Origin of the sequence: Methanothermobacter sp. (assembly GCF_049720995.1) — an archaeon.
Classification (GTDB): Archaea; Methanobacteriota; Methanobacteria; order Methanobacteriales; family Methanothermobacteraceae; genus Methanothermobacter.
The window spans coordinates 1-12,535 of record NZ_JBNASF010000007.1 but is presented as its reverse complement, the minus strand read 5'-3'; the positions used below and the strand labels follow the sequence as shown (position 1 = coordinate 12,535).

14 protein-coding genes and 1 tRNA gene are annotated in these 12,535 nt (G+C 49.9%); 7 read left to right on the top strand and 8 right to left on the bottom strand.

What is annotated here, in order from left to right:
• The first annotated feature begins 48 nt into the window (after positions 1-48).
• The 5 genes from ACPLJI_RS03440 to ACPLJI_RS03420 all read left to right on the top strand — a co-directional run bounded on the left by ACPLJI_RS03440 (position 49) and on the right by ACPLJI_RS03420 (position 3,624).
• On the top strand, positions 49-1,515 hold the full coding sequence (locus tag ACPLJI_RS03440; protein WP_424731566.1) for a glutamate synthase-related protein: 1,467 nt from the start codon (positions 49-51) through the stop codon (positions 1,513-1,515).
• Between the two features lie 17 nt (positions 1,516-1,532).
• Entirely contained in the window at positions 1,533-2,450 is a 918-nt protein-coding gene (locus tag ACPLJI_RS03435; protein ID WP_424731565.1) for a DUF5591 domain-containing protein, read from the top strand.
• A gap of 130 nt (positions 2,451-2,580) precedes the next feature.
• Positions 2,581-2,874 (top strand): metal-sulfur cluster assembly factor, encoded by a 294-nt coding sequence (locus ACPLJI_RS03430; RefSeq protein ID WP_424731564.1) that lies wholly within the window; start codon positions 2,581-2,583, stop codon positions 2,872-2,874.
• A 10-nt stretch (positions 2,875-2,884) separates the two neighbouring features.
• Positions 2,885-3,457, top strand: coding sequence for an adenylate kinase (locus tag ACPLJI_RS03425; protein ID WP_424731563.1), 573 nt, complete (start codon positions 2,885-2,887; stop codon positions 3,455-3,457).
• A 93-nt stretch (positions 3,458-3,550) separates the two neighbouring features.
• Positions 3,551-3,624, top strand: a tRNA-Ile gene (locus tag ACPLJI_RS03420).
• A gap of 7 nt (positions 3,625-3,631) precedes the next feature.
• Here the strand turns inward: ACPLJI_RS03420 and trpD are convergent.
• The 7 genes from trpD to trpE are packed head-to-tail and all read right to left on the bottom strand — an operon-like array spanning position 3,632 to position 10,166.
• Positions 3,632-4,684 carry an anthranilate phosphoribosyltransferase gene (trpD, locus tag ACPLJI_RS03415; protein WP_424731562.1) on the bottom strand — a complete coding sequence of 351 codons (1,053 nt, stop codon included), beginning with the start codon at positions 4,682-4,684 and terminating at the stop codon, positions 3,632-3,634.
• Positions 4,681-5,478: a tryptophan synthase subunit alpha gene (gene trpA / locus ACPLJI_RS03410; protein WP_424731561.1), complete on the bottom strand. Its 798-nt coding sequence runs from the start codon at positions 5,476-5,478 to the stop codon at positions 4,681-4,683. The genes trpD and trpA overlap by 4 nt, the downstream gene beginning before the upstream one ends.
• Positions 5,475-6,653, bottom strand: coding sequence for a tryptophan synthase subunit beta (trpB, locus tag ACPLJI_RS03405; RefSeq protein WP_424731560.1), 1,179 nt, complete (start codon positions 6,651-6,653; stop codon positions 5,475-5,477). Before trpB ends, trpA begins: the two co-directional genes overlap by 4 nt.
• The gene (locus tag ACPLJI_RS03400) at positions 6,650-7,384 is read right to left on the bottom strand and encodes a phosphoribosylanthranilate isomerase (protein WP_424731559.1); all 735 of its coding nucleotides are present in this window, start codon (positions 7,382-7,384) and stop codon (positions 6,650-6,652) included. The genes trpB and ACPLJI_RS03400 overlap by 4 nt, the downstream gene beginning before the upstream one ends.
• Positions 7,359-8,177, bottom strand: a complete 819-nt coding sequence (locus ACPLJI_RS03395) for an indole-3-glycerol phosphate synthase TrpC (protein ID WP_424731558.1) — start codon at positions 8,175-8,177, stop codon at positions 7,359-7,361. Before ACPLJI_RS03395 ends, ACPLJI_RS03400 begins: the two co-directional genes overlap by 26 nt.
• Before the next feature lie 4 nt (positions 8,178-8,181).
• Positions 8,182-8,772 (bottom strand): anthranilate synthase component II, encoded by a 591-nt coding sequence (locus ACPLJI_RS03390; RefSeq protein WP_010877264.1) that lies wholly within the window; start codon positions 8,770-8,772, stop codon positions 8,182-8,184.
• Entirely contained in the window at positions 8,772-10,166 is a 1,395-nt protein-coding gene (gene trpE / locus ACPLJI_RS03385; RefSeq protein WP_424731557.1) for an anthranilate synthase component I, read from the bottom strand. Before trpE ends, ACPLJI_RS03390 begins: the two co-directional genes overlap by 1 nt.
• 102 nt (positions 10,167-10,268) lie before the next feature.
• Between trpE and ACPLJI_RS03380 the strand changes: the two genes are divergently transcribed.
• Both ACPLJI_RS03380 and ACPLJI_RS03375 read left to right on the top strand, forming a co-directional pair.
• The gene (locus tag ACPLJI_RS03380; RefSeq protein WP_048061113.1) at positions 10,269-10,772 is read left to right on the top strand and encodes an amino acid-binding protein; all 504 of its coding nucleotides are present in this window, start codon (positions 10,269-10,271) and stop codon (positions 10,770-10,772) included.
• 293 nt (positions 10,773-11,065) lie between these two features.
• Complete coding sequence (locus ACPLJI_RS03375; protein ID WP_424741134.1) at positions 11,066-12,022, top strand: C39 family peptidase; 957 nt, start codon at positions 11,066-11,068, stop codon at positions 12,020-12,022.
• Positions 12,023-12,316: 294 nt separating this feature from the next.
• Here ACPLJI_RS03375 and ACPLJI_RS03370 read toward each other — a convergent pair.
• A partial coding sequence (locus ACPLJI_RS03370; protein ID WP_424741133.1) for a hypothetical protein occupies positions 12,317-12,535 on the bottom strand: 219 nt, incomplete at its 5' end.

Sequence of the window (12,535 nt, the reverse complement as noted above, 5' to 3'; positions counted from 1 at the left end):
GATAAGGACGTTATAACTTATTAGGAGCCAACTGCAGCAGGGGTTGTTATGAAGGAACAGGACAGGGAATGTTTATGCCCGGATTGCCCGAGTTATCCGGGTCACGGGGACGATGAGATGCTATTCTGTGCCACCGGGAGCAGCAGATATGAGGTCAGTGAGAGGGGATGCCTCTGCGCATCATGCCCTGTTTATCAGAAATATGGTCTCAGGGAACTCTATTTCTGTAACACGGAATCACTGAATGGTATCCGTATGAGGAGAGAAGGTCGCTCCGAAAATCACAGGGACTACAAGAACATAATCCATATAAAGGAGGCTGCAAGAACAGGTGAAGCGCCCCTGGAGTCAATGGGGTCCCAAAAGAGGCTGCCTCTGGGACTTGATGACATACACATTGTACCGGCACAGGTATCATCCATACCACTAAACGCAGAGGAGCCTGTGAAAACAGGGGTGACCATAGGTAAGATGGCGGATAAACCCCTGAAACTGAGCTCCCCTGTAATGATAAGTGGTATGAGCTATGGTGCAGTCTCAAAAAAGACAAGGATGGCCATTGCATCCGCTGCAGCCAAACTGGGGGTGGGCTTCAATTCAGGTGAGGGGGGCGTCCTTGAATATGAGATGGAGAAAGCTGGAGAGTACCTCATAGTCCAGTATTCAACAGGGAGATTCGGAGTCCAGGAGGATATACTTCAGAGGGCAGCCGCCATAGAGATAAGATTCGGTCAGGGAGCATACCCCGGTAAAGGGAGCTATCTGCCACCTGACAAGATAACAGATGACGTGGCAAGGGTCCGTGGGCTCAAAGAAGGTGAGGGTTCATATTCTCCCGCACATCACCCTGATATCAGAAACCACCAGGAACTGGCAGAGAAGGTATCATACCTCAGGAAACTCTCTGGAGGTTCCCCGGTTGGTGCCAAGATAGGATGTGGAAACGTTGAGGACGATGTGAAAACCCTCCTTGATGCCGGTGTTGACTTCATAAGTCTCGATGGATTTGGAGGAGGTACAGGGGCTGTTAACCCGCATATAAGGGACAGCACAGGCATACCACTCATTGCAGCCATACCCAAGGCCACCAAGGTTATTGTCAACGAGGGCCTTGAGGGCAGAGTATCCCTGATTGCAGGGGGAGGCCTCAGGACAGGGGCTGATATGGCCAAATGCCTTGCTCTGGGGGCTGATGCGGTTTACATAGGTACCGCTGCTCTTATTGCCATGAACTGCCAGCAGCACAGACTATGCCACACAGGCATGTGTCCAACAGGCATAACCACCCATGAACCTGCCCTTTTGAAACACCTGGACACCAGAAAGGCTGCTGAACGGCTTGAAAACTATATAAGGGTCTCAACAGCCGAGATTGCTGATTTTACAAGGATAACCGGGAAGGATGATATTAAAAAACTGAATAACGAGGACCTTGTAGCTGTTAAAAAGGACGTGGCAGAACTCACAGGTCTTAAATGGTTGAATGGTCTCCATTACAGTAAGAAGTCACGATAAAATCAGGAACTGATAGGATGAAGGTTATATGTTCAATTGAAGAATCACTCCACCGCCCGGAGGCTGTGAGGTGGCGCGAGAGGATGAAACTGATGAAGCCCCTCGGGGAAGTTGTGGTGGTGCTCCCATGCAGCATGAAGAAACCCTACTCGACCTCAAGGTCCCACAGAAAATTCATGAGGGTCACCAGGGGATTCCAGGAACTCATACTCACATCACCCTTCGGCATATGCCCCAGGGAGATGGAGAACACACACCCCATCTCATCATATGACGTTTCAACCACGGGGGAATGGTCCCATGAGGAGAAAAAACTTTCAGGAAAACTTTTAAGAGACTACGTGGGTGACCTTGATGTTATAGCCCATGTTGATGGGGGATACCTTGAGGTCTGCGAGGAGTACCTTGACTCCTTCACCCCCACAGCCAGCACCTCAAGACCGGCGTCTCCAGAGGCCATCAGGCGGCTTGGAAGGGAACTTGAAGATTATGAAAAGATAGGGGCACGGGAAAGGATGCTCCATATGCTGCGCTCGGTGGCGGTATACCAGTTCGGGGAGGGTGCAGAAGTTATCATACCCGATGGCTGCAGGGTGAGGGGGAGATACCACAGGAGGATCTTCACACAGGATGGTTCAGAGATAGGCACCCTTATGATGGATCGGGGGCTCATATCACCATCCCTTGAGGGTGCAGCATCCATTTACAGCCTGGGCGTGAAATGGGTTGAGATAGATTTCAGGCTGGAGAGCAACACACTATTTGCACCCGGTGTCGTGGACGCCGACAGAGAAATAATACCCGGCGATGAGGTTGTAATAGTTCGTGAAGGAGATGTTGTGGGTGTTGGAAGGGCCGTTTTATGCGGGGACGAAATGGTGAAGGCAGAGCGTGGTGTTGCTGTTAGGTTAAGACGCAGAAAAAGTTTTAAATAGCCCTTATTTCAGGACCTGATGGCCTGAAATTCTTTTTCAGGGCGGGTGATAATGAACATGTTTAAATAGGGTTAACTTAAAAATAGAGAATCACCACAGTGATTATCAAAATACCAGCTGAGGTAATATAATGTCAGAAGAACTCTTGGAAAAGGTTAAGGAAGCTCTCAAAAAGGTTGCAGACCCACACATGGGTATAAGCATAGTGGAGATGGGTCTTGTTGAAAACATCGAAATCGAGGAGAAGGGTGAAACCATTGCAAAGATAACGATCCGGCCCACAAACCCGGGATGCATGAGCGCCGCCAGGATGGCCATGGATGCAAGGAGAGTTGCCGAAGAGGTTGAGGGTATCGACCGGGCCGAGATCACAGTGGAAGGGCATATGATGGCAGATGCCATAAGTGAAATGGTAAATAAATGATATCAGTCTCATGCAGGGGTTTCCTGAAACCATTGTCATTGTGGGCGTGCCAGGTGTAGGAAAAACAACAGTATGCGGGATTCTCTCTGAGAAACTGGATCATACCTTCATCAATTATGGAGAACTGATGCTTGAAGTTGCAGAGGAGAGATGCCTTGCAGGTACACTGGATGAACTTTTCAGGCTCTCAATGGATCAGCAGCACAGTGTCTGGCGTGAAGCCGCCCTCAGAGTATCTGAAATGAAGGGGGTGCTCCTGGATCTCCATGGACTTGACAGGTCACCACTCGGTTACCTTGTTTCACTTCCATTGGAGTTCATAACCCCTGATCTCATCATAATCCTTGAATCAGATCCCCATGATATAATCAAAAGGAGGATTGCTGACTCCAAAAGGAGAATGCGTGATACTCCCTCGGGTCTGGTGGAGCACATGGAGCTGCTTCGAACAGCAATGTTCGTATGCGCAGCCCTCATGGGATCCATCGTCAGTGTGGTTGAAAACAGGACCCCTGAAAGGACCGCATGTGAAATCATTGAGATCATCAAAACGGCGGAGGACCTCAGGATCTTACCTGGTTGATGGTGAAAAACCCCCTGGCCCCCCAGACAGAAAAGCATATATATGAGGAATTCCAAAAGTTGGAATCACCCCACTGATTCTTGAATACTTCATGGGCCCGTGGCTCAGGTGGTTAGAGCGCACGGCTGATAACCGTGAGGCCCTGGGTTCGAATCCCAGCGGGCCCATTCACTTTTACAGGTTCTGAGTGAATGATGCGAAATCTTCCAGTAAACGGAGTGCTGCTCCAGATTCAACTGTTTCTCTTGCAGCTTCTGTTCCACCTTTTAGTGTATCCTCCAGTTCAGCAAGGTATATCAGTGCACCTGCATTTGCAAGGGCGATATCAAGACGTGATTTCCTCTCAGGTGTATCATCCAATCCAGCGAGGACATCCAGCAACATTCTGAGGTTTCCATCAACCGTTGATGCAGCCCTCAGATGCTGCAGCTTTCCAGTATCAACACCAAAATCCAGAGGCATGAGCCTCTCGATCCCCATCTCACCATCCTCAAGGAACCCCACAAGGGTTGGGCCCACTGTGGATATCTCATCCATTGCAGGGTTCATGTTAGCGTCAAATCCATGGACAACCATGGCCCTCTCCACATCAAGGTTTCTGAGGACCTCTGCAACGGGGCCGACAAGGTAGGGGTCAAAGACCCCCAGCAGCTGCACCTCTGCTGATGCAGGGGATGTCAGGGGCCCCAGTATATTGAATACCGTCTTAAAGCCAAGTTCCCTCCTTACATGTGCAACCCTGGCGGTTGCCCTGTGGAAGAGGGGGGCAAACATGAAGGCTATTCCCAGGGTTTCAAGTGACCTGCGTGCAGCCTCAGGTCCCAGTTCTATGTTGACACCCGCAGCCTCCAGTATATCTGCACCGCCACATGAGCCTGTAACCGCTCTGTTGCCGTGTTTTGCAACCTTAACACCGGCTGCAGCGGCTATTATTGCTGCTGCGGTGCTCACATTGTATGATTTGAACCTGTCACCCCCTGTTCCACAGGCATCAACGACCCTCATGGAGCCCGGTGTTTTGACCTTCACTGCCCTTTCCCTCATTGCCCTTGCAAATCCTGTGATCTCCTCCACGGTCTCCCCCTTCATTGCAAGGGCTGTGAGTAATGCGGCGATCTGCACATCCCCAATTTCCCCATCCATTATCATCTCCATTAAATCGTGGGCCTCATTCTCACTTAGGTTCCTGAAATCCATTATATCATTCATTATCCCCTCAAACCTCATCTGGACACCCCTGCAGCAGTCTTCATTTTTCTGACCATTTCGTATATCTCCCGAAGCATCTTCTCCCTGTCATCAAGGTTCCCGGATATCAGGTCTATGATTGCGCTTCCAACTATAACCCCATCTGCACCTGCATCAGCAAGCATCCTCACATGTTCTGGCTGTGAAACACCAAAGCCGACCATCACCGGAAGGCTTCCTGCATCCTTAACCCTCTCTATGAGTTCAAGTGTGCTCTCCTCAACCCTGGATCTTGCACCAGTGACACCCATAACCGATACAAGGTAATGGAACCCTGAGGAAACCTCAGAGATCATCCTTAGGCGCTGATTGTCTGTTGTGGGTGCAACTATAAAGATCTGATCAATTCCATACCTTTCAGCCGCCCTGAGGGCATCACCGGCCTCCTCTGGGGGAAGGTCCGCCGCAAGGATACCTGTAACACCAGCCTCGGCTGCCCTCCTGTAGAATTCATCGACACCCATGCGGTATATCAGGTTGTAGTATACAAGAAGACCCACAGGTATCGAAGTGAATTCCCTTATCCTCCCTATCAATCTGAAACAGTCATCAGTGGTTACCCCGGAATTTAAAGCCCTCAGATCGGCCTCCTGTACACTTGTACCGTCTGCTATGGGGTCAGAGAATGGGAAGCCTATTTCAAGGGCATCTGCACCGGCATCCACAAGTGTCCTTATGATCTCAACTGAGGTCTCCATGTCAGGATCTCCTGCAACCACAAATGGGACAAAGGCGCATCCCTCAACCCTGCCGAACATTTCAGCGTAATTCATACATCCACCCCCAGAAGACCTGCTGCAAGGAACATGTCCTTGTCTCCCCTTCCTGAAAGGTTAACGATAACAGTCTTTCCCCTGTTTTCAGGTCTGGAGGCGTATTTTTCAAGACAGGCTATGGCATGGGCGCTTTCAAGCGCCGGCATTATACCCTCGCACCTGGAGAGAAGTCTGAAGCCCCTGAGAGCCTCAGCGTCGGTTACCGGCTCATATTTTGCCCTTCCGGTCTCCATGAGGTATGCATGCTCTGGACCAACACCTGGATAGTCAAGGCCCGCTGAAACCGAATGGGCCTCATTTATCTGTCCATCATCATCCTGGAGTACATATGAAAGTGACCCGTGCAGCACACCCTCTGAACCAGCAGATAGGGTTGCTCCATGGTTACCTGACTCTATACCTTCACCCCCTCCCTCTGCACCTATCAGTTCAACATCATCGTCCATGAAGGCTGAGAATATACCTATGGCGTTGCTACCTCCACCAACACAGGCTATTACTGTATCAGGGAGTTCACCCTCAATTTCAAGTATCTGTTTCCTGGCCTCCCTTCCTATGATGCTCTGGAAGTGCTTCACCATGGTCGGGTAGGGGTGGGGGCCCATGGTGGAACCTATGAGGTAGTGGGTGTCATCCAAGCTGCTTATCCAGTCCCTCATGGCCTCATTTATGGCGTCCTTAAGGGTCCTTGAACCTGAGTCGACCGGTATGACCTCCGCACCAGATACCTCCATTCTGAATACATTGAGCCTCTGCCTCTCAACATCCTCTGTGCCCATGTAGATATCAACGTCCATTCCAAACAGGGCCCCAGCAGCTGCTGTGGCTATCCCGTGCTGACCTGCGCCTGTCTCGGCTATGATCCTGGTCTTGCCCATGTACCTTGCGAGCAGAGCCTGGCCTATGGTGTTGTTTATCTTGTGGGCCCCTGTGTGCAGCATGTCCTCCCTCTTGAGGTACACCCTGCATCCAAGTTTCTCTGACAGGTTCCGGGCATAGTAAAGGCCTGTGGGCCTTCCAGCGTACTCCCGGAGATGGTACTCGAGTTCAGCCATGAACTTCCTGTCATCCCTGTAATGGAGGAAGGCCCTCTCAAGTTCCTCAAGTGCCGGTATAAGAAGCTCCGGCACGAATATGCCTCCATATTTACCGAATTTTCCATCCATTATCATGATAACTCACCTCTCTGTAACCTGGACGGTTTCTGAAGTCCGCCCGTCCTCCCCATGCACTCCATGAGTTCAAACATCATTGCATGATCCTTTATCCCCGGTGCAGCCTCAATGCCAGAGTTGAAGTCCAGACAATCGAATTCCAGTAAGTATTCAGGGTTAAGCCTCACAGTGGATGGTCCAAGGCCCCCTGCAAGGGCCACCTCCGGTGCGCTTTCATGACTTCTTATGAGGCGGAGCATCCCGAGGGCCAGTTCGGGTGGAATCATCCTCCCCGTCCCCCCTGTTCTACCACCGGAGCTGGAATCAAGCAGGACACATGAACACGGGATGTGGTCAAGAACATCCAGTGCACCGGGCTCCGGTGGGACTGCGACTGTTATCCCTGGATTAAACCCTTTTTCAGTGAGTACCCTCTTTATGCCCCTGGCATCTTCACATGAGATGGAGTGGAGCTGGATTCTCTCCACACCTGTTCTCTCAATAACCTCAGCCACCTCCACTGGATCGGAGGGTTCAAGGACGATCACGGCCTTCTCAGGAGGTATGAGTGACAGGATGTCCTCCAGTTCCCTTCCTGTGAGGTGTCTGGGAGATCTTTCTATGTGTATGAGGCCCAGGAGGTCAGCACCAAGTTTATCTGCCAGTATTGCGTCCTCTGGCCTTTTTATACCGCAGATCTTTACGAGTACATCTGCCAGGGACTCATGCGAACTGTTCAAAGAATTCATCCCCCGTGTACCTTCTTCTCCGGTCTCTGCACTGGCTCACCGCATCTATTATCTCCTCAAGGAGTTCCCGTGGGTTCTGGGCCGACATGGGTGCTGTGCCGATGAGCAGAGCATCTGCACCGTAACCTGCCAGTATCTCAGCATCCTCGGGGCCCCTGACACCACTCTCTGATACGAGTATGAGTTCATCGGGTACGAGGGGCGCCAGTGCATGGGTTCTTTCAAGGTCCACCTCGAAGGTTTCAAGGTCCCTGTTGTTCACACCTATTATCTCCGCACCTGCTTCAAGGGCCCTGAAGACGTCAAGTGATGTGTGACACTCCACCAGTGGCTCCATTGAGAGCTCCCTGCATTTTTGAATCCCTGCCTCAAGATCAGGAAATACGCCTGTGATTAGGAGAACCGAGGATGCCCCCGATACCCTTGCCTGGTAGATCTGGTACTCGTCGACCAGGAAGTCCTTCATGAGCAGGGGTTTACCGTAATCTGTGGCCCTGGTCAGCAGATCCAGGGAGCCTTTGAAGTATTTGCCGTCGGTTACTATGGATACTGCATCGGCGAGGTCCCGGTATACCCCCATCATCTCTTCAAGGCCCCTCTCTGATATTCTGCCCATTGATGGTGATGCCCTCTTGTATTCGCATATGAGAGATACTTTGCCTCCTCCCACTGCAGCTGGAAAGCTCACTGGCTCGTCCATGACTGTTATATCATCCCTTAGGATGCTGAGGGGTGTTTTTTTCATGAGTTCCTTAACTTCGAGTTTCTTTGACCTTATAATATCCCTGAGCATGTGTTCACATCCTGAGGAAATTTCTAATGACGGTTCTTCCGCTTGGGGTTCCGGCTGACTCCGGGTGAAACTGCAGCCCGTAGACTGGATATTCTCTGTGCTTTATGGCCATTATAATTTCATCTGATGTCACAGCAGTTACCTCTATATCTGCAGGTGTGTCTTCGGGTCTGCATACGAGTGAATGGTACCTGGTTGCCCTGAAGGGATTTGGAACGTCCCTGAAGAGTTCTGATCCGTCATGGAATACCTCAACTATCTTTCCATGAACCGGTTCCCCCTGGTCAACCCTTCCGCCAAAGGCGTGGAATATGCCCTGGTGTCCAAGGCATACCCCCAGGAGGGGCCTGTCCGTGAATTCCCCTATCACATCCATGCAAACACCGAAGTCACTCCTCCTTGAAGGATTGCCAGGACCCGGGGATATGATTATCTTTTCTGGATCCAGGGCCCTAAGATCTGATATCCTGGCCTCATCGTTCCTGAGGACCATTATCTCCTCATCCATCCCCTCATCCCTGAGGATCTCCCCTGCAAGCTGGTAGAGGTTATGGGTGAATGAGTCATAGTTATCAATTATCAGGATCACGACCATCACCTCCTGGCGATAAATGGTTCATCAGAATCAAAGCCCTCACCTGCCAGTTCCATTGATTTAAGGACCGCCATGGCCTTGTTCTGGCACTCCACGTATTCCCTCTCAGGTACGGAGTCATGTACTATACCTGCCCCTGCCTGTATTCTTCCATATGCTCCCTCAGCGACCATGGATCTTATGGTTATTGCGAAGTCTGCGTTACCGTTCAGTGAGAGATAGCCCAGGGCACCGGCGTAGGCATTCCTCGGCACCCCCTCAAGTGACTCTATTATCTCCATAGCCCTTATTTTGGGTGCTCCACTCACTGTACCCGCCGGGAATACCGCTCCAAGGGCATCAAAGGCGTCCATGCCCTTCCTGAGTCTGCCGGTTACATGGGAGAGGATGTGCTGAACATGGGAGAACCTCCTTATGGTCATGTACTCCGGTACCTGGACCGTGCCAAACTCAGATATTCTCCCGAGGTCGTTCCTTGCAAGGTCAACGAGCATGAGGTGCTCTGCAAGTTCCTTCTCATCTGACAGCAGTTCCGCCGCTATTCTCTCATCCTCATGGGGTGTTTTCCCCCTTGGCCTGGTTCCTGCGATTGGGAAGGTTTCAATCTGTTTATCCTCCACACGGACGAGCATTTCAGGACTTGAACCTGTTATCTCCCTGCTGCCAAGTTTCAGGTGGTACATGTAGGGGGATGGGTTAACCCTCCTGAGGGCCTCGTAGAGGGCAAGCCTGTCACCACGGAGCCTGTAGTCAGTGGCATTTGAGAGGACTGCCTGGAATATTTCGCCCTCAGCTATCTTCTCCCTTGCCTCTTCCACCATTCCAAGGTACCTCCTCCTTGAGAACAGGGTCCCCATGCTCCTGTATTTAAGGTGCCCTGTTGGGGTTTCCTCGCGCAGCAGTTCTGATATTTCCGGGAGTCTGTTCTCCATTAGGCTGATGTAACTACATTCTCCTGTGAGGTGATTGAACATGATACCGTCAAGGAAGAGTCCGAATTCAAAGTCCGGGAAGTTTCCGGGGCTGAGGTTGATACTGTCAAAGAACCTTGCAGCCTGATAGGATATGTAGCCAACAAGGCCCCCGCAGAAGCCCCTGGATTTTCCAGCGGGTCTTGTGAACTGCCTCATGAATTCAAAGGGGTTTTCTGTATCAAACTCCTCCCTTGATCCCTCGTGTTCAACTTCTATAAAACCTGAGCGGGCCCTTATTATCATCTGTGGCTCGAATCCCATGAATGAGTACCTTGCAAGGCCCGTGTCGCTTTCCATTGACTCCAGAAGGAATGATGAGTCGTATTCAGAATAAATACTTTTGAATAGTTCAAAGGGTTCTTTAAATTCTATCTTTTCCTTTACCGGGTTTTTCAGTTCTGTAATGCCAAAAACATTCACTCCTGTACACGCATATCACCTCTGTATCCACAAAGTACATATACACGGAGGTACTATTTAAATCTTGTCTGTATAATAATATACATCAACGTGGTGAAGTGTATGTGGAAGCAGATAAAGCACAGATTTGAGGGATACCCCTCCCGCATGTATGTGGCCAGGAAGATCATAGACCTCGGGTTCAGAATAGACAGAAACGGCAAAATATACTGTGACGACGTTGAGATAAGCGATGTTGCTCTTGCAAGGGCTGTGGGGGTTGACCGGAGGACCGTGAGGGCGACGGCAAATACCATACTGGAGGACGAGAAACTGAGGGGCATCTTTGAGAACATGATGCCGGCAGGAGCCCTTCTGCGGGACGCTGCAGGTGAACTTGACTTCGGTGTGGTGGAGATAGAGGCCGACGCCCGGAACCCCGGGATACTTGCGGCGGCAGCGAGACTGATCGCAGATAAGGGTATAAGTATAAGGCAGGCCCATGCAGGGGACCCTGAACTCGATGAAACACCCAGACTCACAATAATAACCGAAACCCCCATCCCGGGAGGTCTGCTCAAGGATTTCCTTAAAATAGATGGCGTCAAGAGGGTCTCAATATACTGAGATCATTGATGGTGGAGAAAAAACAGGGCCCATCATGCAATAGCCTTAAAATCCATGATAAATCTAGTTAAATGGCGGAATATCATCTGAAGTATTTCATGGATTAACATGATCCCTGATCAGCTCACTGCCTTGAAGCGTGACACTCTCAGACATTTTATCCATTTTTAAAGTATGCGTGATTTTTTAATCCCAGCACCCTACTGCCTTCAACCACCGTAATAATTCATTGCTGATCCGTAATATATATGAGTTTTTGTATAGAATTATTATCAGTTAATGGAGGTGTCTGGGTGAGAGGTTTTTATGTCCTGTTGCTGGTCGTGCTCCTCCTCGCGGTGTCTGTTAACTCTTCAGCCGCTGCAGAAAACTCCACACCGGATAACACGGCCTGCGCAGACAACTGTACAGTCCTTGAAGCACAGGGGGATGATGTAACGGGTGCACTGACCCTTAATGTTACAGTGGATTCTGAGGGTGTGGTCCTCCAGACAAGGAACTACACCTGCGGACCCGCAGCACTCGCCACCGTCCTCCAGAGACTTGGAGTGAACACCACAGAGGATGAACTCGCAGGCCTTGCCAGAACAACCGAGGACGGGACCACCATGCAGGGCCTCCTGGAAGCCAGCAGGGCCAAGGGGGTGAACGCAACCGGCATGAAACTAAACACATCTGAACTCAAAGAAAACATGATCGCCTATACCATCAATGACGGCATGGGACACTACACCGTAATAAATGAAATCACCAATGACACGATCAAACTCGCAGATCCAAGCCTCAGGAACATCGAAATGAATATAGAAAAGTTCGCTGAGATTTATAGCGGATATGCACTGGTTATAAGGGATCCCAATAATCCACAGGTCAACGAAACTACAGATCAAAGCAACAAGAATACAAACTCATCAGAACCCATAAATAACCTGACAGATACCGCCTCTGATGTGCAGGCAGACAACAGAACTCTGACTGATGAGGAAATGCAGAACATCAAAGGTAAAAAATGGAGACATAAACATTGGCATCCATGGAAGTGGCGGTGTTCTTATCATTGGCATGGTTGGTATCCTGTGCGTGTCCGTGCCTATTATGGATTCCATATAGTCTCTTATACAGCCCAAATGGTGCGGTGTGCTTGTACGCTGGATGCTGATGGCTTTGACTATTATTATGCTCGCTGTAAGACTTATGGTGATCGCTATATGGATTGGTATCGGCGCGTGGGATATATGTATGCGGCATGAAGAAATTAAGTGTGGAATATGAGTATCATTCGGAGGTATGTGAAAAATGAAACGGGCATATGTCCTGCTAATTGGTTTGTCAATGCTTCTCATCTCCTTGATAGTGACATTCCCTCTAGCTTTGTCCTTTGTTATCCTGGCAGGATTCTTTATCGCACATTTCAGTAAGATGGAAGAAAAAGAGGTTAACATGATTATAACAGCCATAATATCTTTATTCATAGGATTACTGGGAGGATTACTGAGATCGATGATTCACCACAATATTTCATCAACCTGGACACTACTATCTGCTCATGGTGGACTCTTTTTCATAGCCTTAATTGGATACCTTTTCATGGTCCTAATACTGATGACATTAGGATCCATGATAGACAATGTTATATCGAAAGCTAGATCAAAATCCCTCTGAGTTTCCGCAGACCCCACCACAACATCAATGACGGCATGGGACACTACACCGTAATAAATGAAATCACCAATGACACGATCAAACTCGCAGATCCAAGCCTC

Bases quoted from the DNA above. Each gene is read 5' to 3' on its own strand.
- ACPLJI_RS03440 (WP_424731566.1), top strand. From the start codon at position 49: ATGAAGGAACAGGACAGGGAATGTTTATGCCCGGATTGCCCGAGTTAT.
- ACPLJI_RS03435 (WP_424731565.1), top strand. From the start codon at position 1,533: ATGAAGGTTATATGTTCAATTGAAGAATCACTCCACCGCCCGGAGGCT.
- ACPLJI_RS03430 (WP_424731564.1), top strand. From the start codon at position 2,581: ATGTCAGAAGAACTCTTGGAAAAGGTTAAGGAAGCTCTCAAAAAGGTT.
- ACPLJI_RS03425 (WP_424731563.1), top strand. From the start codon at position 2,885: ATGCAGGGGTTTCCTGAAACCATTGTCATTGTGGGCGTGCCAGGTGTA.
- trpD (WP_424731562.1), bottom strand. From the start codon at position 4,684: ATGAGGTTTGAGGGGATAATGAATGATATAATGGATTTCAGGAACCTA.
- trpA (WP_424731561.1), bottom strand. From the start codon at position 5,478: ATGAATTACGCTGAAATGTTCGGCAGGGTTGAGGGATGCGCCTTTGTC.
- trpB (WP_424731560.1), bottom strand. From the start codon at position 6,653: ATGATAATGGATGGAAAATTCGGTAAATATGGAGGCATATTCGTGCCG.
- ACPLJI_RS03400 (WP_424731559.1), bottom strand. From the start codon at position 7,384: ATGAATTCTTTGAACAGTTCGCATGAGTCCCTGGCAGATGTACTCGTA.
- ACPLJI_RS03395 (WP_424731558.1), bottom strand. From the start codon at position 8,177: ATGCTCAGGGATATTATAAGGTCAAAGAAACTCGAAGTTAAGGAACTC.
- ACPLJI_RS03390 (WP_010877264.1), bottom strand. From the start codon at position 8,772: ATGGTCGTGATCCTGATAATTGATAACTATGACTCATTCACCCATAAC.
- ACPLJI_RS03380 (WP_048061113.1), top strand. From the start codon at position 10,269: ATGTGGAAGCAGATAAAGCACAGATTTGAGGGATACCCCTCCCGCATG.